The sequence below is a fragment of the Micromonospora sp. NPDC007230 genome, from assembly GCF_042869115.1.
Lineage (GTDB): Bacteria > Actinomycetota > Actinomycetes > Mycobacteriales > Micromonosporaceae > Micromonospora.
In genome coordinates this window covers 234,472-250,664 of record NZ_JBIAFE010000007.1, presented here as the reverse complement: position 1 = coordinate 250,664, position 16,193 = coordinate 234,472, and the positions used below count along the sequence as shown (strand labels likewise).

General features: G+C 71.0%; 14 protein-coding genes. 8 read left to right on the top strand and 6 right to left on the bottom strand.

Annotated features, from left to right (window positions below; all coding sequences use genetic code 11):
* Window positions 1–157 precede the first annotated feature (157 nt).
* Both rny and ACFYML_RS13050 read left to right on the top strand, forming a co-directional pair.
* Entirely contained in the window at window positions 158–1,924 is a 1,767-nt protein-coding gene (gene rny / locus ACFYML_RS13055) for a ribonuclease Y (RefSeq protein WP_387420756.1), read from the top strand.
* A gap of 1,029 nt (window positions 1,925–2,953) precedes the next feature.
* Window positions 2,954–3,220, top strand: a complete 267-nt coding sequence (locus ACFYML_RS13050; RefSeq protein WP_387420755.1) for a hypothetical protein — start codon at window positions 2,954–2,956, stop codon at window positions 3,218–3,220.
* 346 nt (window positions 3,221–3,566) lie between these two features.
* Here the strand turns inward: ACFYML_RS13050 and ACFYML_RS13045 are convergent, their stop codons facing one another.
* From ACFYML_RS13045 to ACFYML_RS13030, 4 genes are all read right to left on the bottom strand, one after another.
* Entirely contained in the window at window positions 3,567–4,439 is an 873-nt protein-coding gene (locus ACFYML_RS13045) for an amino acid ABC transporter permease (protein ID WP_387420754.1), read from the bottom strand.
* Between the two features lie 51 nt (window positions 4,440–4,490).
* Window positions 4,491–5,147: an amino acid ABC transporter permease gene (locus ACFYML_RS13040; protein WP_387420753.1), complete on the bottom strand. Its 657-nt coding sequence runs from the start codon at window positions 5,145–5,147 to the stop codon at window positions 4,491–4,493.
* A gap of 70 nt (window positions 5,148–5,217) precedes the next feature.
* Complete coding sequence (locus tag ACFYML_RS13035) at window positions 5,218–6,153, bottom strand: glutamate ABC transporter substrate-binding protein (RefSeq protein WP_387420752.1); 936 nt, start codon at window positions 6,151–6,153, stop codon at window positions 5,218–5,220.
* Window positions 6,154–6,210: 57 nt separating this feature from the next.
* Window positions 6,211–6,966 carry an amino acid ABC transporter ATP-binding protein gene (locus ACFYML_RS13030; RefSeq protein ID WP_387420751.1) on the bottom strand — a complete coding sequence of 252 codons (756 nt, stop codon included), beginning with the start codon at window positions 6,964–6,966 and terminating at the stop codon, window positions 6,211–6,213.
* Between the two features lie 195 nt (window positions 6,967–7,161).
* On the opposite strand from ACFYML_RS13030, the gene selD reads away from it, so the two are divergent.
* From selD to miaB, 3 genes are all read left to right on the top strand, one after another.
* The gene (gene selD, locus ACFYML_RS13025; RefSeq protein ID WP_387420750.1) at window positions 7,162–8,151 is read left to right on the top strand and encodes a selenide, water dikinase SelD; all 990 of its coding nucleotides are present in this window, start codon (window positions 7,162–7,164) and stop codon (window positions 8,149–8,151) included.
* Window positions 8,152–8,353: 202 nt separating this feature from the next.
* A complete protein-coding gene (locus ACFYML_RS13020; RefSeq protein ID WP_357433429.1) occupies window positions 8,354–8,833 on the top strand; it encodes a hypothetical protein in 480 nt (159 codons plus the stop codon).
* An 88-nt stretch (window positions 8,834–8,921) separates the two neighbouring features.
* Window positions 8,922–10,454 carry a tRNA (N6-isopentenyl adenosine(37)-C2)-methylthiotransferase MiaB gene (miaB, locus tag ACFYML_RS13015; protein ID WP_387420749.1) on the top strand — a complete coding sequence of 511 codons (1,533 nt, stop codon included), beginning with the start codon at window positions 8,922–8,924 and terminating at the stop codon, window positions 10,452–10,454.
* A gap of 130 nt (window positions 10,455–10,584) precedes the next feature.
* On the opposite strand, the gene ACFYML_RS13010 is transcribed toward miaB, so the two are convergent.
* Window positions 10,585–11,793 (bottom strand): DUF349 domain-containing protein, encoded by a 1,209-nt coding sequence (locus ACFYML_RS13010; RefSeq protein ID WP_387420748.1) that lies wholly within the window; start codon window positions 11,791–11,793, stop codon window positions 10,585–10,587.
* A 201-nt stretch (window positions 11,794–11,994) separates the two neighbouring features.
* On the opposite strand from ACFYML_RS13010, the gene ACFYML_RS13005 reads away from it, so the two are divergent.
* The 3 genes from ACFYML_RS13005 to dapF are packed head-to-tail and all read left to right on the top strand — an operon-like array spanning window position 11,995 to window position 14,481.
* The gene (locus ACFYML_RS13005) at window positions 11,995–12,720 is read left to right on the top strand and encodes a hypothetical protein (RefSeq protein ID WP_387420747.1); all 726 of its coding nucleotides are present in this window, start codon (window positions 11,995–11,997) and stop codon (window positions 12,718–12,720) included.
* Window positions 12,699–13,628 carry a tRNA (adenosine(37)-N6)-dimethylallyltransferase MiaA gene (miaA, locus tag ACFYML_RS13000; RefSeq protein WP_387420819.1) on the top strand — a complete coding sequence of 310 codons (930 nt, stop codon included), beginning with the start codon at window positions 12,699–12,701 and terminating at the stop codon, window positions 13,626–13,628. Before ACFYML_RS13005 ends, miaA begins: the two co-directional genes overlap by 22 nt.
* Before the next feature lie 7 nt (window positions 13,629–13,635).
* Window positions 13,636–14,481 carry a diaminopimelate epimerase gene (gene dapF, locus ACFYML_RS12995; protein ID WP_387420746.1) on the top strand — a complete coding sequence of 282 codons (846 nt, stop codon included), beginning with the start codon at window positions 13,636–13,638 and terminating at the stop codon, window positions 14,479–14,481.
* A 237-nt stretch (window positions 14,482–14,718) separates the two neighbouring features.
* Here the strand turns inward: dapF and ACFYML_RS12990 are convergent, their stop codons facing one another.
* Window positions 14,719–16,191: an NAD-dependent malic enzyme gene (locus ACFYML_RS12990; protein ID WP_387420745.1), complete on the bottom strand. Its 1,473-nt coding sequence runs from the start codon at window positions 16,189–16,191 to the stop codon at window positions 14,719–14,721.
* Window positions 16,192–16,193 lie beyond the last annotated feature (2 nt).

The window sequence follows — 16,193 nt, the reverse complement described above, 5'->3', positions numbered from 1 at the left end:
GGCGCCGACGTTCAGGGGAGGCGGCCATGGTGGGGCGGAACAGGTTCACCGGTGATCCTCCGTGGGCCCTCGGCGGGCCGTCCGCAGGCATCCGGGTCCGCGCTGACCGCAGCAACCTGACCGTCGGCGCGGCCGCGACCGGACGGGGCGGAGCGGCATGAGCGCGTTCGAGGCCGTCATCCTCGTGCTGGTGCTGCTGCTCGCCGCCGTGGTGGTCGGTGCCGTCCTGCTCGGCGCGCGTACCCTGCGCCGGCTCAGTGTCACGCCCACCCCGGAGGACCCGGCCTTCATCGCCGAGAAGGATCGCCAGGAGCAGTCGCTGGCGGCCCTGCGCACCGCCGCCGACGAGGCGAACAGCACCGCCGATGTGGCGAAGTCGGCCGCTGCGGCGGCCCGGGCCGAGGCGGCCGCCGCGAAGGCCGAGGCGAAGGCGGCCCGGGCCGAGGCCCGGCGGGTCCTGGACGACGCCCGCGCCGAGGCCGACACGGTGCTGGAGCGGGCGCACAAGCAGGCCGAGGCGGACGCGGAGCAGCTCCGCAGCGCCGCCCGGCGCAGCGGCGAGCGGGAGGTGGCGGTGCTCGCCGCGACCACCCGCGAGCAGGCGGCCGAGGTCGAGCGCCGGGCCACCCGGATGGACGAGCGGGAGCGGCTGCACACCGAGGAGGTGGAACGGCTCGCCGAGCGGGAACGGCAGCTCACGGCCGCCAGCGCCGCCCTGGCCGCCCGGGAGGCCGCCCTGGCCGAGCGGGAGCAGGCCCTCACCGAGGTGGAGGAACAGCGCCGCCGCGAACTGGAGCGGGTCGCCGGGCTGACCGCCGAGGCGGCCCGGGTCGAGCTGGTCGAGTCGATCGAGAGCCAGGCCAAGCGGGAGGCCGCCCTGTTGGTCCGGGACATCGAGTCGGACGCCCGCAGCACCGCCGAGCAGCGGGCCCGGCACATCGTCGTGGACGCCATCCAGCGGGTCGCCAGCGAGCAGACCGCGGAGAGCGTGGTGAGTGTCCTGCACCTGCCCGGCGACGAGATGAAGGGGCGGATCATCGGCCGGGAGGGGCGCAACATCCGCGCCTTCGAGTCGGTCACCGGGGTCAACCTGATCATCGACGACACCCCCGAGGCGGTGCTGCTCTCCTGCTTCGACCCGGTACGCCGGGAGGTCGGCCGGCTCACCCTCGAGAAGCTGGTGCTGGACGGCCGGATCCACCCGCACCGGATCGAGGAGGTCTACGACCAGGCCCGGCACGAGGTGGAGGAGCTCTGCCACCGGGCCGCCGAGGATGCCCTGGTCGAGGTCGGCATCACCGAGATCCACCCGGAGCTGGTCACCCTGCTGGGCCGGCTGCGCTACCGGACGTCGTACGGGCAGAACGTGCTCAAGCACCTGGTGGAGACCGCGCACATCGCCGGGACCATGGCCGCCGAGCTGCGGCTGGACGTGCCGACGATCAAGCGTTGCGCGTTCCTGCACGACATCGGCAAGGCGCTCACCCACGAGGTGGAGGGGAGCCACGCCATCATCGGCGCGGACCTGGCCCGCAAGTACGGCGAGAGCGAGGACGTGGTGCACGCCATCGAGGCGCACCACAACGAGGTGCCGCCGCAGACCATCGAGGCGGTCCTCACCCAGGCCTCCGACGCCTGCTCCGGTGGCCGGCCGGGGGCGCGGCGGGAGAGCCTGGAGGCGTACGTCAAGCGGCTGGAGCGGATCGAGGAGATCGCGGCCGGCAAGCTCGGCGTGGAGAAGGTCTTCGCCATGCAGGCGGGCCGGGAGATCCGGGTGATGGTCAAGCCGGAGGACGTCGACGACATCGGCGCGGCGGTGCTGGCCCGGGACGTGGCCAAGCAGATCGAGGAGGAGCTGACCTACCCGGGCCAGATCCGGGTGACGGTGGTCCGCGAGTCCCGGGTCACCGAGATCGCCCGCTGAATTCCGGGTGTCTGCTGCTGAAACCTGGTGAGAGGGCCGACTGTGAACGCCAGAAGGTTTTCCTGAGCCGCTGGCTGCGCCCGATGCGACGATAAAGATGTGTTGTGGGCCCGTCGGCTACCGTGGTCCGCAGCGCTCACTATTTCGCTGACCCAGTCCTGAGGATGTCGGCGTGAACGCCTGCTCAGTTTTCGAATTTCCGCGACGGACCGAATTGCGCTCCCCATGAAGAGGGGCCGGGTGGGGCGACCCCTGGCCCGACCCCTCTTAGCGACGGATGGTGCAGATCATGAAATCCGGCCTCAGCCGTTCTGCATCCCAATCCGGAGTTAAGTTGGTGCCCACGAAGTCATCGGCCATGTCCGCCAAGCGGTTCGGCCAGAAATGACGAGTCTGGCTGGGTGAGGATTTCGAACTGCATCCGTGTCACCCGAGTCTGAAGCCGGGCCAATGGTCGCAGAGATTGGCTTGATCGATTAGAGGAGTATCATCCATCGATCGATCACCCAGGCGTACTCATGGCAAGTCGCGTACGAGTCGGTGCCACCCCAAGCGAGGGAACCAGCCGCCGTGTAGGTGTGCCCCGAATTCTCCTCGCAAGTCACTTGAATTTGGTAGCTCCGGGTGGTTCCCGAGCAGTAACCTTTCGCGGTTCTGTCGTTCACAAGGCTCGTGCTGCAACTGGCCGCTGCTGCAGCGGGGGATGCTGAGATAACCGTCGCCGAACCGGCGAGTGACAGTGCCAAGGTTGAGAGTGCGATCAATCGACGCGGTTTCATTGAACGACACATTTCCATTCATGAGAGGTGGGTTGCTGCATGCCTGGCGCAACCTGCTTGTGGCACTTGCATCCTGAAGTTGTCGGGGAGGTGCGGACGCAATTAGGTGGCAAAATGAACCCAGCGGTCAATCACCCAGGCGTACTCGTGGCAATAGGCGTAGGAGGTGGCGTTGTTGGAAACCCAGTTTCCCAGCGCGACGTATGTCGCGCCGGAATTCTCCTCGCACCGTGCCTCGACCCGATAGCTCGTGGGTGAGTTGCAGCGTGCCAAGGCCGTCCTGTCACCGGAGACCCAGGTCTCGCAGAAGGAAGAGGCAGCCATTGCCGGGGTGGATGGTAGCGTGATTGCCGCAGCTGTTGCCACGAGGGCCAATGCCGAGAGCGGGATCATTGCTGAGATTTTTTGTGTCTTCACTGATGTGTGGCCTCCGACTTTCCGTCGATTTGGCGCGCCAGATCCTCTGACCGGCATATTCCTAGATGTCTGCGCCTGTTGTGGTAGTGGCTTCAGTTGAGAAAACGAACTGTCGGCCAGATATTGAACGTTGCCGCGCTGGTTCAGTGAGCTATGAACCAATTCGATTGATGTCAATGGGCACGATTGCCCAAGCCCGTCTCACCTCACCACGCGCGGCATCATCAGCGTGCTAAGGCATTCGGGGGAGGGCGATTCGGGCCACGGCGGCAGCGCTGCAACTGGGGGCACTTGCCGCCTGGCCGGGGCGTGCGGGATCGGCGACGGATGGCCGCCTCCGGCGACGCCAAGGTGGTTCTGCAACTCGGCTCGCCCGAGACGCTGGCGGCGGAGACGCGCCGGGCGGGTGACCCGATGGTCACCCGCCCGTGGCAGGGAGTCGTCGGTCAGGCCGCTGCGGCCCCGGCGTTGTCGCCGACATCCTGCGACGGGACGACCCGCGCGGCCGTCTTCGGCATCCGGCCCATGCGCTTCTGCAGCCACCAGGCCAGGATCGACAGCAGACCGCAGATGCTGATGTAGATCGCCGCGACGATCAGGTACGTCGGCACGTACGGCAGCCCGAACGGCAGCCGGCCGCCGATCTGCTTGCCGACGAAGAGCAGCTCCGGGTACGTGATGATGAAGCCGAGCGCGGTGTCCTTGAGCAGCACCACGAGCTGGCTGACGATCGCCGGCAGCATCGACCGGAACGCCTGCGGCAGGAGGATCAGCCGCAGCACCTGGTTCTTCCGCAGGCCGATGGCGTAGGCGCCCTCCGTCTGCCCGTACGGCACCGCGTTGATGCCGGCCCTGAAGATCTCCGCCAGCACCGAGCCGTTGTAGAGCGTGAGGCCGATGACCAGCGCCCAGAGCTTGTCGATCGACCAGCCGTACTGCAGCGGCACGTAGTAGCCGAAGAAGATCAGGATCAGCAGCGGGATGGCCCGGAACAGCTCCACCACGAAGGTGGCCGGGGCGCGCAGGACCCACCGGTCACTGAGCCGGGCGCTGGCGAAGACCGCGCCGAACAGCAGCGCCAGCACGGTGGCAATGCCGGCCGCCTTGAGCGTCGCCCACAGGCCGGTGAGCAGTTCCCGCTGCACCGCCGCGTACTGGAACTGCTCCCACTTGCGGGCCTCGAACTGCCCGGTCTCGTTGAACTTGTAGATGATGAACGCGACCAGCGCGACGATCGCCGCGATCGAGACGACGCTGAGGATCCGGTTGCGCAGCCGGGCCCGCGGCCCAGGCAGGTCGTAGAGGACCGAGCTACTCACTGCGCCACCTTCCGTTCGCGACTGCGGGGCTCACAAGCTCACTCCTCGCGCTCACCGGGCCACCGCCCACTTGCGCTCGAGGAACCGCTGGAGCACCACCAGCGGGATGATCAGGATCAGGAAGCCGATCACGATCCAGCTGAGGACGACCATCTGGGGTTCACCCCGTTCGGCCATGTACGCCGGGATGGCGCCGGCCTCGAGCACCGAGAAGCCGGCCGCGATCGTGGTGTTCTTGAGCATGGCGATGAAGACGCTCATCATCGGCGGCACCATCGCCCGCAGCGCCTGCGGCAGCACGATCAGCGTGAGTACCTGACCGAAGGTCATGCCCAGCGCGCGGGCCGCCTCGGCCTGGCCGGTCGCCACCGTGTTCACCCCGGAGCGGACCACCTCGCAGACGAACGCCGAGGTGTAGACGGTCAGCGCGACGAACGCGCTGGTGTCGTAGTCGATGTTCAACCCCAGCTTCGGCACCGCGAAGACGAGGAACGCGAAGACCAGGGTCAGCGGAGTGTTGCGGATCAGGTTCACGTACGTGGCACCGAACGCCCGCAGGGCGGGCACCGGCGAGACCCGCATCGCGCCGAGCAGCGTACCGAGGACGAGGCTGCCGACGGCTGCGATCAGGAAGAGCTTGACGGTGTTCACGAACCCGTCGAGGAACACCTGCTGGTTGTCCGTCAGGACGCGGAAGAACTCGCCCATGTCTCGCTCTCACTCTCGGGACGGGGACCGGGCGGGGAGCAAGCTCCCCGCCCGGTCTGGCGTCAGACCGTCAGTACCGCTCGAGCTGCGGCGGAGTCGCCGAGGAGCCGGACTTGCCGAGCGTGCCGTCGTAGATCTTCTGCCAGGTGCCGTCGGTGAAGGCGGCCTCGATCTGGTTGTTGACGTAGTCGCGCAGCGCCTTGTCGTCCTTGGGCAGGCCGATGCCGTACTTCTCGGTGCTGAACGGCTGGCCGACGACCTTCAGCTCGTCCGGGTTCTGCGCGGCGTAGCCCTTGAGGATGGCGTCGTCGGTGGTCACCGCGTCGACCTTCTTGTCGAGCAGCTGCGAGACGCACTCGGAGTAGGTCTTGAACTCGACGATGTTGCTCGCCTCGGTCAGGCCCTCGTCCCGCACCCGCTGGATCGGGGTGGAGCCGGTGGCCGAGCAGACCTTCTTGCCCTTCAGGCTGTCCTTGCCGGTGATCGACGATTCGTCCTTACGGACCAGCAGATCCTGGCCGGCCACGAAGTACGGCCCGGCGAAGGAGACGTCGTTCTTGCGCTTGTCGGTGATCGAGTAGGTGCCGACGTAGTAGTCGATCTCGCCGCCCTTGATCGCGGTCTCGCGGTTAGCCGACGCGATCTCCTTGTACTCGATCTTCGCCGGGTCGACGCCGAGCGTGCTGGCGAGGTACTGGGCGATCTCGACGTCGAAGCCGCAGCGCTTGCCCTGAGCGTCCTTGTAGCCCAGGTTCGGCTGGTCGAACTTGACGCCGATGGTGACCTTGCCGGCGGCCTTGATCTTGTCGAAGGCCGGGCTGCCGGCGACGTTGGCGTCGGCCTTGGGGGTGAAGGTCACGCCCGAGCTCTTGCAGTCGTCCGACTGCGCCGCACCGCTGGCGTTGCCGCTGCCGCTGGGGGTCGGGTTCCCCTCCTTGCCGCACGCGGCAGCCGAGAGGGCGAGCGAGGCCATCATGGCGACCGCCGCCACGTGCTTGTAACGCATACTCAATCTCCTTTTCGACAGAACCCGCCGGGGGACGGCGCGCTCCACTACGGATGCCTAGTGCGTGAGGATCTTGGAGAGGAAGTCCTTCGCCCGCTCGCTGCGCGGGTTCGCGAAGAACTCCGCCGGCGGTGCGTCCTCGACCAGCTGACCGTCGGCCATGAAGATCACTCGATTGGCCGCGTGCCGGGCGAAGCCCATCTCGTGGGTCACCACCACCATGGTCATCCCGTCGCGGGCCAGCGAGGTCATCACGTCCAGCACCTCGCCGACCATCTCCGGGTCGAGCGCGCTGGTCGGCTCGTCGAAGAGCATCGCCTTGGGCTGCATGGCCAGCGCACGGGCGATGGCCGCCCGCTGCTGCTGGCCGCCGGAGAGCTGGGCGGGGTACTTGTCGGCCTGGTTGGCGATGCCGACCCGGTCGAGCAGGGCCAGGCCGCGCTCGCGGGCGGCGGCCGGCTTCTCCCTGCGGACCTTGACCGGGCCGAGCGTGACGTTCTCCAGGATGGTCTTGTGCGCGAAGAGGTTGAACGACTGGAAGACCATGCCGACCTCGCTGCGCAGCTTCGCCAGCGCCTTGCCCTCGGCCGGCAGCGGCTGCCCGTCGAAGGTGATGGTGCCCGAGCTGATCGGCTCCAGCCGGTTGATCGTCCGGCAGAGCGTCGACTTGCCGGAGCCGGAGGGGCCGATCACCACGACCACCTCACCCCTGCCGACGGAGAGCGAGACGTCGTCGAGCACGTGCAGCGGGCCGAACCACTTGTTGACCCCGTCGAGCACGATGAGCGGTTCGCCCGTCGTCACGTCGTCCACCGTCCCTGTCCGTGGAGATAAGCGGGGTCGGTCGACCCCCGGTTGGGCAACTCTAGGCGGGGCCACATGGCGGAACGCAACTCGAACGGTCACAGTGAGGTAACACCGGTCGCCCACGTACCGGGGAGTCCGATTTCTGCCACGTACCGGTCCGCTCCGGTGGCGGACCGGGCACCGCGCGGAGATCATGTGGGGATGACCCATCCGCTCCGGCTGACCGATTACGCCCGCGGCGGCGGCTGCGCCTGCAAGATTCCGCCCGGCGAGTTGGAGGCGATGGTCGCCGGGCTCGGCCCGGCCGCCGGCGCCGCCGACCTGCTGGTCGGCCTGGACCACGGCGACGACGCCGCGGTGGTCCGGCTGGACGAGCGGACCGGCCTGGTGAGCACGGCGGACTTCTTCACCCCGGTGGTGGACGACGCGTACGACTGGGGCCGGATCGCCGCGACCAACGCGCTCTCCGACGTGTACGCCATGGGCGGCACCCCACTGGTGGCGCTCAACCTGCTCTGCTGGCCCCGCGAGGTGCTGCCGGTGGAGTTGGCCCGGGAGGTGCTGCGCGGCGGCCAGGACGTGGCCCGGGAGGCCGGCTGCCACCTGGCCGGCGGGCACAGCGTGGACGATGACGGCCCGAAGTACGGCCTCGCGGTCAGCGGCGTGGTGCGGCCGGAGGAACTCATCACCCTGGACGCCGGCCGGGCCGGCCTGCCGCTGTCGCTGACCAAGCCGCTCGGTGTCGGAGTGCTGAACAGCCGGCACAAGCGGACCGGGGAGCGGTTCCCGGAGGCGGTCGCCTCGATGACCCGGCTCAACCGGGACGCGGCCCGGGCGGCGATCGCCGCCGGCATCCGCTGCGGCACCGACGTCACCGGGTTCGGGCTGCTCGGGCACGCCTCGAAGCTGGCCCGGGCCAGCCGGCTCACCATCGCCGTCGACGCCGCGGCCGTGCCCTACCTGCCCGGCGCCCGGGAGGCGCTGCGGGACGGGTACGTCAGCGGCGGCACCCGCCGGAACCTGGACTGGGTGACCCCGTGGACCGACTTCGGCGACCTCGACGAGGGGGAGCGGCTGCTGCTGGCCGACGCGCAGACCTCCGGCGGGCTGCTGGTGGCGGGCGAGATCCCCGGCGCCACCGTGATCGGCGAGCTGCTGCCCGCGAGCGAGCACCTGATCCGGGTCCGCTGACGGCCATGTCGCTCTCCCGGACGGGGCACCATACCCGATAAACTGTCATCTTCCCGCTACTCGAAGCGATGACGCTCGAGGAAATTTTGCCCGGAATGGTCACAGACCGGTAACTTGCCCCCGGCTGAGGTCAAATGCACCCCACCATCGTCAGTAAGGCCCGATCCGGAGGCCGGTGGGACGAGCACAGCGAGGAGGCGGCATGACCGAGCTGTGGAACTGGAGAATTGACGGCGCGGCGCCGGTGGAGGTCTACCCGGCGCTGGCCGAGGCGCTCGGCCGGGTGGTGATGCCCCTCGCCGTCGCCGACCCGGCCCGACTGCCCGCGTACGCGGTGGTCTGTGACGTCTGGGAGGCGCCGGGGGTGTACGGCACCATGGTCGACTGTTACGGGGTGCCCGAGCGCCTGCCCGAGCTGCCCAGCATCGCGGCGCTGGCCCGGCTGCTGGACCGCAACTGCCTGATGCGCGACGACACCCTCGACGCCGGACGGCACCTGCTGGTCGCCCCGGACGGCACGATCCGTCCGGTGCACTTCGACGTGGTCGAGACCGACGAGGGCGAGGTGCTCAGCGACCAGCGGCTCTGCACCGTCGCCCACCCCGGGTGCCGGGGCTGGTCGCAGTGCCACCGCTCGCGCTGGGCCCCCGACTCGGTCGCCCCCGCGCTCGCCGCCGCCTGACCGGACCCGGCACGGCCGGGCCGTGCCGGGTTCAGGCCCGGGCGGCGGGTGGGGTGCCGGGCTTCGGCCCGGATACGCTGTCCGGGTCATGACTACCGCAGCCGCGGGCAGCCCGCGTACCTACCAGGTGCGCACGTACGGCTGCCAGATGAACGTGCACGACTCCGAGCGCATCTCCGGCCTGCTCGAACAGGCCGGTTACGTGCGCGCCGCCGAGGCCGACGAGCAGCCCGACGTGGTGGTGTTCAACACCTGCGCCGTCCGGGAGAACGCGGACAACCGGCTCTACGGCAACCTCGGCCATCTGCGCCCCGTGAAGGACAAGCACCCCGGGATGCAGATCGCGGTCGGCGGCTGCCTGGCTCAGAAGGACCGCGGCGAGATCGTCCGCAAGGCCCCCTGGGTGGACGTGGTCTTCGGCACGCACAACATCGGCTCGCTGCCGGTGCTGCTGGAGCGGGCCCGGCACAACGCCGCCGCCGAGGTGGAGATCCTCGAGTCGCTCGAGGTCTTCCCCTCCACGCTGCCCACCCGGCGCGAGTCGACGTACGCCGGCTGGGTGTCGATCTCCGTGGGCTGCAACAACACCTGCACGTTCTGCATCGTGCCGTCGCTGCGCGGCAAGGAGAAGGACCGCCGCCCCGGCGACATCCTCTCCGAGGTGCGCGCCCTGGTCGACGAGGGCGTGCTGGAGGTGACCCTGCTCGGGCAGAACGTCAACTCCTACGGCGTGGCGTTCGGCGACGCCGGCGAGCCGAACTGGAAGCGCAGTGGCGGCCGGTCGGCTTTTGCCGAGCTGCTGCGGGCGTGCGGCGACATCGAGGGCCTGGAGCGGGTCCGGTTCACCAGCCCGCACCCGAAGGACTTCACCGACGACGTGATCGCCGCGATGGCCGAGACGTCGAACGTCTGCCACTCGCTGCACATGCCGTTGCAGTCGGGCTCCGACGAGGTGCTGCGGGCCATGCGCCGCTCGTACCGGTCGGAGCGATACCTGGGCATCATCGAGAAGGTCCGGGCGGCCATGCCGGACGCGGCGATCACCACGGACATCATCGTCGGCTTCCCCGGCGAGACCGACGCCGACTTCGAGCGGACCCTCGACGTGGTCCGCGAGGCCCGATTCGCCTCGGCGTTCACCTTCCAGTACTCCAAGCGCCCCGGCACCCCGGCCGCGACCATGGACGGCCAGCTCCCCAAGCAGGTCGTGCAGGAGCGGTACGAGCGGCTGATCGCCACGGTGGAGGAGATCACCTGGGCGGAGAACAAGAAGCTCGTGGGGGAGACCGTCGAGGTGCTGGTCGCCGTCGGCGAGGGGCGCAAGGACGAGCGCACCGGCCGGATGTCCGGCCGGGCCCGGGACGGCCGCCTCGTGCACTTCGACGCGGGAAGCCTGGCCGGGCAGATCCGCCCCGGCGACATCGTGCACACCACCGTCACGTACGCCGCGCCGCACCACCTCAACGCCGACGGCGAGCCGCTGTCGCACCGGCGTACCCGGGCCGGCGACGCCGCCGAGGCGGGGCGTGCCCCGCGTACCCCGGGCGTGCTGCTGGGGCTGCCGACCATCGGTGCGCCGGCCGCGCTGCCCACGCCCGCGACCGGCTGCTCCGCCCACTGACCAGATCGGGGCCCCGCCGGACGGCGGAGCCCCGACCGGTCCCGGCAGGGGGCACGGGGCACGGGGCGACCGGGGACAGGCGGGAGCCCCCGGTCCCGTGGGGGACCGGGGGCTCCCGGGTGTGCTCAGGTCAGCTGGTCTGCTCGGCCAGCTGGAGGAACTGCCGCTTCGAGGCGAGCGCCTGCTCGGCCTCCTTGATCCGCCGGGTGTCGCCGGCGGCCTGCGCCCGGGCCAGCCGCTCCTCGGCCTCGGCGACCTGCGTACGCATCTGGGCCAGCAGCGGGCTGTCCTCCTTGGTGGTACGCCGCCACGCCGAGTCCATCACCTCGCGGACCTTCTCGTCCACGACGCGCAGCCGGCGCTCCAGCCCGGCGGCGGCCTCCCGGGGCACCCGGCCGGCCTCGTGCCACTGCGCCTGGATGTCCCGCAGCTTCGCCTGGGCACCCTTCGGGTCGCCGTCGATGTCGAGCCCCTCGGCCTCGGCGAGCAGGGCCTGCTTGCGCTCCAGGTTGGCGCGCTGCTCGTTGTCCCGCGCCGAGAAGACCTCACTGCGCCGGGTGAAGAACTCGTCCTGCGCCGCCCGGAACCGTTCCCAGAGCTTCTGCTCGGCCTCCTTGGACGCCCGCGGTGCGGACTTCCACCGGGCCATCAGGTCCTTGAGCTCGTTGGCGGTGACGCCCCAGTCGGTGGATTCCTTGAGCTTCTCGGCCTCGGTGACCAGCTCCTCCTTGATCGACTGCGCCTGCTTGCGCTGCTGGTCGAGGGAGGCGAAGTGGGCGCCCCGCCGGCGGGTGAAGCCGTCCCGGGCGGCGGCGAACCGCTTCCACAGCTCACCGTCGGTCTTCTTGTCGACCCCGCGGATGGTCTTCCACTCGTCGAGGATCTCCTTGAGCCGGTCCCCGGCGGTCTTCCAGCCGGTCGACTCGGCGGCCAGCTTCTCCGCCTCGTCCACCAGGGCGGTCTTGCGCGCCAGCGCCTCGCTCCGGGCGGCGTCCCGGGCCGCCCTGGCCTCGCCGGCCTTCTCCTCGGCCGTCGCGGCCAGCTTGTCCAGGCGCGCGGCCAGCGCGTCGATGTCGCCGACCACGTGTGCCTCGGCCAGCGAGGCGCGGATCCGCTTGATCGTGGTCAGCGAGTGGCCGGCGTCCGCCGCGCCCGAGTTGAGCCGGGCCTCGGTCAGGTCCACCTCCGTCACCAGATCAGCGAACCGCCGGGCGAAGTGGGCCAGCCCCTCCTCCGGGGCTCCCGCCTGCCAGGATCCGACCACCCGCTCGCCCTCGGCGGTCTTGACGTAGACGGTGCCGTCCTCGTCCACCCGTCCGAAGGCAGTCCAGTCGCTCATGTGCCCATCCTCGTTCTCCCGGCGTCGACGGGAGGTCCCGCGATCGCCGCCACGGCGCAGCAAAGTTACTTCCGGCATTGTCACAGGTCCGACCCGGTCCGTGTCGAGCGCCTGTCGTCGACCGTGACCATACGGTGTCGTAGGGCCCCGATGACCGGATCGGCGCGGGGACGCACCGGGGGGTACGGATAGGTTGGACCCGTGCCTCTGGTCGCCGCCGCCGTCTGCCCTCATCCGCCCCTGATCGTGCCCGAACTGGCCGGCGCCGCCGCCGGTGAGCTGGACGACCTCCGCGCCGCGGCCGACGGCGCCCTGGCCCGGCTGCTCGCCGCCGCTCCCGAGGTGATCCTGCTGGTGGGCGGCGGGCCGGAGAGCAGGGTCTTCGGCGCCGCCGACTCGGGGTCGCTGCGCGGCTACGGCCTCGACCGGCCGGTGCGGTTGTGGCCGGCCGCCTGCTCCGGGGCGGAGGTCCTGCCGCTGAGCCTCACTGTCGGCGCGTGGCTGGTCGGCCGAACCGGCACCGAGCTGCCCCGGCTGGCCCGGTCCGTCGCCGAGGGCGCGACGCCCGCGGAGTGCGCCGAGCTCGGGGCGGCCCTCGCCGACGAGTCCGGGCGGCGTGCCGTGGTGCTGGTGCTGGGGGACGGGTCGGCGTGCCGGGGCACCAGGGCGCCCGGCTACGACGACCCGGGCGCCGAGGCGTACGACGACGGGGTGGCCCGGGCCCTGGCCGGCGCGGACGCCGCGGCCCTGCTCGGCCTGGATCCGGTACGGTCCGCCGAGCTGAAGGTCGCCGGGCGGGCGCCCTGGCAGGTGCTGGCCGGCGCGGTCCGCGCGGCCGGCGGCGACTGGCGCGGTGACCTGGGCTACTACCAGGCCCCCTACGGGGTCTCCTACTTCGTGGCGAACTGGGACCGGGAGCAGCAGTGACCGGCCCGGTGGTGGCCGTGGTCGGTCCGACCGCGGCCGGGAAGTCGGCGCTGAGCATCGCCCTCGCGCACGCCCTCGACGGCGAGGTGGTCAACGCCGACTCGATGCAGCTCTATCGCGGCATGGACATTGGCACCGCCAAGCTGACCCCGGCCGAGCGCGACGGCGTGCCGCACCACCTGCTCGACATCTGGGAGGTGACCGAGCCGGCCAGCGTCGCCGAATTCCAGCGGCTGGCCCGCGCCGCGGTCGACGACATCCTGGCCCGGGGGAATGTGCCGCTGCTGGTCGGCGGCTCCGGCCTGTACGTGCGGGCGGTGCTGGAGCAGTTCGAGTTCCCCGGCACCGACCCGGCGGTACGGGAGCGGCTGGAGGCGGAGCTGCTGGTGGCCGGCCCGGCCCCGCTGTACGCCCGGCTGCAGGCGGCCGACCCGGTGGCGGCGGCCGGCATCCTGCCGACCAACGGGCGGCGGATCGTCCGGGCACTCGAAGTGATCGAGCTGACCGGGGCGCCGTTCACCGCCTCGCTGCCCGAGCCCACGCCGTACTACCCGTCCGTGCAGCTCGGCGTGGACCTGGACACCGCGCTGCTGGACGAGCGGATCGCGTTGCGGGTCGACCGGATGTGGGCCGACGGGCTGGTGGCCGAGACGCAGACGCTGGTCGGCCGCGGCCTGCCCGAGGGGCGTACGGCCAGCCGGGCCCTCGGCTACCAGCAGGTGCTGCGGTTCCTGGCCGGGGAGCTGACCGAGGTCGAGGCGCACGCCGAGACGATCCGGGCCACCCGCCGGTTCGTCCGGCGGCAGCGGTCCTGGTTCCGGCGCGACCCGCGGATCCACTGGCTGGACTCGGCCTCGCCTTCGTTTCTCGACACTGCGCTGCGGGTGGTCGCCGAGCATCGGGAATGATGGGGGCGTGGAGTTCACCAAGGGCCACGGCACCGGCAACGACTTCGTCATCCTGCCCGACCCGGACGGGGCGCTCGACCTGACGCCGGGCCTGGTCGCCGCGCTCTGCGACCGGCGGCGCGGGATCGGCGGGGACGGCGTGCTGCGGGTGGTGCGGGCCGCCAAGCACCCGGAGGGCGCGGCCCTGGCCGGTGAGGCCGAGTGGTTCATGGACTACTGGAACTCCGACGGCTCGTTCGCGGAGATGTGCGGCAACGGCGCCCGGGTCTTCGTGCGCTACCTGCTGGAGGCCGGGCTGGCCACCCCGTCCGGTGCGGCGCTGCCGGTGGCCACCCGGGCCGGCGTCGTGCACGCACGGGTCGAGGGGGAGGCCATCGCCGTCGAGATGCGCCGCCCCCGGGTGTACGACACGGCCACCGCCGCCCTGGGCGGACTGACCCTGACCGGAGCGGCGGTGGACGTGGGCAACCCGCACCTGGTCTGCGCCCTGCCCGCCGCCCTGGAGCTGGCCGGCCTGGATCTCACCCGGGCGCCCGACGTGGATCCGGCGGTCTTCCCCGCCGGGGTGAACGTCGAGTTCACCGCCCCCGGCGAGCCGGTCGCCGGCACCGACGGGCACGTGCGGATGCGGGTCTACGAGCGGGGCTCCGCCGAGACGCTCTCCTGCGGCACCGGGGCCTGTGCCGTGGCCGCGGTGGCCCTGCGGGACGCCGGCCGGGACACCGGCACCATGGCCGTGGACGTCCCCGGCGGCCGCCTCACGGTGACGGTCACGCCCGACTCCTGCTGGCTCTCCGGCCCCGCCGTCCTCATCGCCACGGGCACTGTCACCCTCTCCACCCTGCTTCCCTGACCGCCCCCGCCTCGCCTCACCGCCCAGGTCGGGTTGATCAAGAAGTTTGCGTCCCGATCCCGCGCCCTGGCGACCCAACCTCCTTGGTCAACACGGCTGCGGTCGGCGATCATGAGGTTGGCTGAGGGTTTTGTCCGGATTGGTGCGGCCAAGGTCATGATCGGCGGCCGGTGGCGCGTCTTGGGTGCGTTGGTTGTCGCGTAGCGGCAACCAACGCACCCAAGAGGGGCGGGTCGGTCAGGGGATGGCGCTGGCTTCGGCGGCGATCTCGGGGAGGTCGGCGGGACCCGGGTCGGCGGCCGGGGGCGGCGTGGCGCCCGGGTTCTGCGCGGCGGCGCGGACGGCGGCCGCCACGGCCGGGGCGACCCGGGCGTCGAAGACGCTCGGCACGATCACCGTCGGGTTGATCTTGTCCTCGCCGACCACGTCCGCGATGGCCCGGGCCGCCGCGATCGCCATCTCCTCGGTGAACTCCTCCGCGTGCGCGTCCAGCATGCCGCGGAAGACGCCCGGGAAGGCGAGCACGTTGTTGATCTGGTTCGGCTGGTCGGAGCGACCGGTGGCGACGACCGCGGCGTACTTGCGCGCCTCCCGCGGGTCCACCTCCGGGTCTGGGTTGGCCAGCGCGAAGACGATGGCGTCCTTGGCCATGGTGGCGATGTCGTCGCCGGTGAGCAGGTTCGGCGCGCTCACCCCGATGAACACGTCCGCGCCCTCGACCGCCCCGCGCAGGTCGCCCGCGTAGTTGTCCCTGTTGGTGTGCTCGGCCAGCCACTGCCAGGCCGGGTTGAGGTCGGTCAGCCCGCGGTGCAGGGCGCCCTGGCGGTCGTACGCGATGATGTCGCCCACACCCTGCCGGAGCAGCAGCTTCATGATCGCCGTGCCGGCCGCGCCGGCGCCGGAGACGACCACCCGGACGTCCGCGAGCTGCTTGCCCACGACGCGCAGCGCGTTGGTCAGCGCGGCGAGCACGCAGATCGCGGTGCCGTGCTGGTCGTCGTGGAAGACCGGGATGTCCAGCGCCTCGCGCAGCCGGGCCTCGATCTCGAAGCAGCGCGGCGCGGCGATGTCCTCCAGGTTGATCCCGCCGTACGCGGGCGCGATCGCCTTGACGATCGCCACGATCTCGTCGGTGTCCTGGGTGTCCAGCACCACCGGCCAGGCGTCCACCCCGCCGAAGCGCTTGAACAGCGCCGCCTTGCCCTCCATCACCGGCAGCGAGGCGGCCGGCCCGAGGTTGCCCAGGCCGAGCACGGCCGAGCCGTCGCTGACCACGGCGACCGTGTTGCGCTTGATGGTGAGCCGGCGGGCGTCGGCCGGGTTCTCAGCGATCGCCTGGCAGACCCGGGCCACCCCCGGGGTGTACGCGCGGGACAGCTCGTCGCGGGTGCGCAGCGCCACCTTCGAGCTGACCTCGATCTTGCCGCCGAGGTGCAGCAGGAACGTCCGGTCGGAGACCTTGCGGACGTCCACCCCCTCCAGCGCGGTCAGCGCCTGGACCACCTGGTCGGCGTGGTTGGCGTCGGCGGTGTCGCAGGTGAGGTCGACGATCACGTGCGCCGGGTCGGAGTCGACCACGTCGAGCGCGGTGACGATGGCGCCGGCCTCGCCCGCCGCCGTGGTCAGTCGGCCGATGGAGGAGGCGTCGGCGGGTACCGCGATCCGGATCGTTATCGAGAATCCGGCACTCGGCAGTCGGCTGATGGCCACGA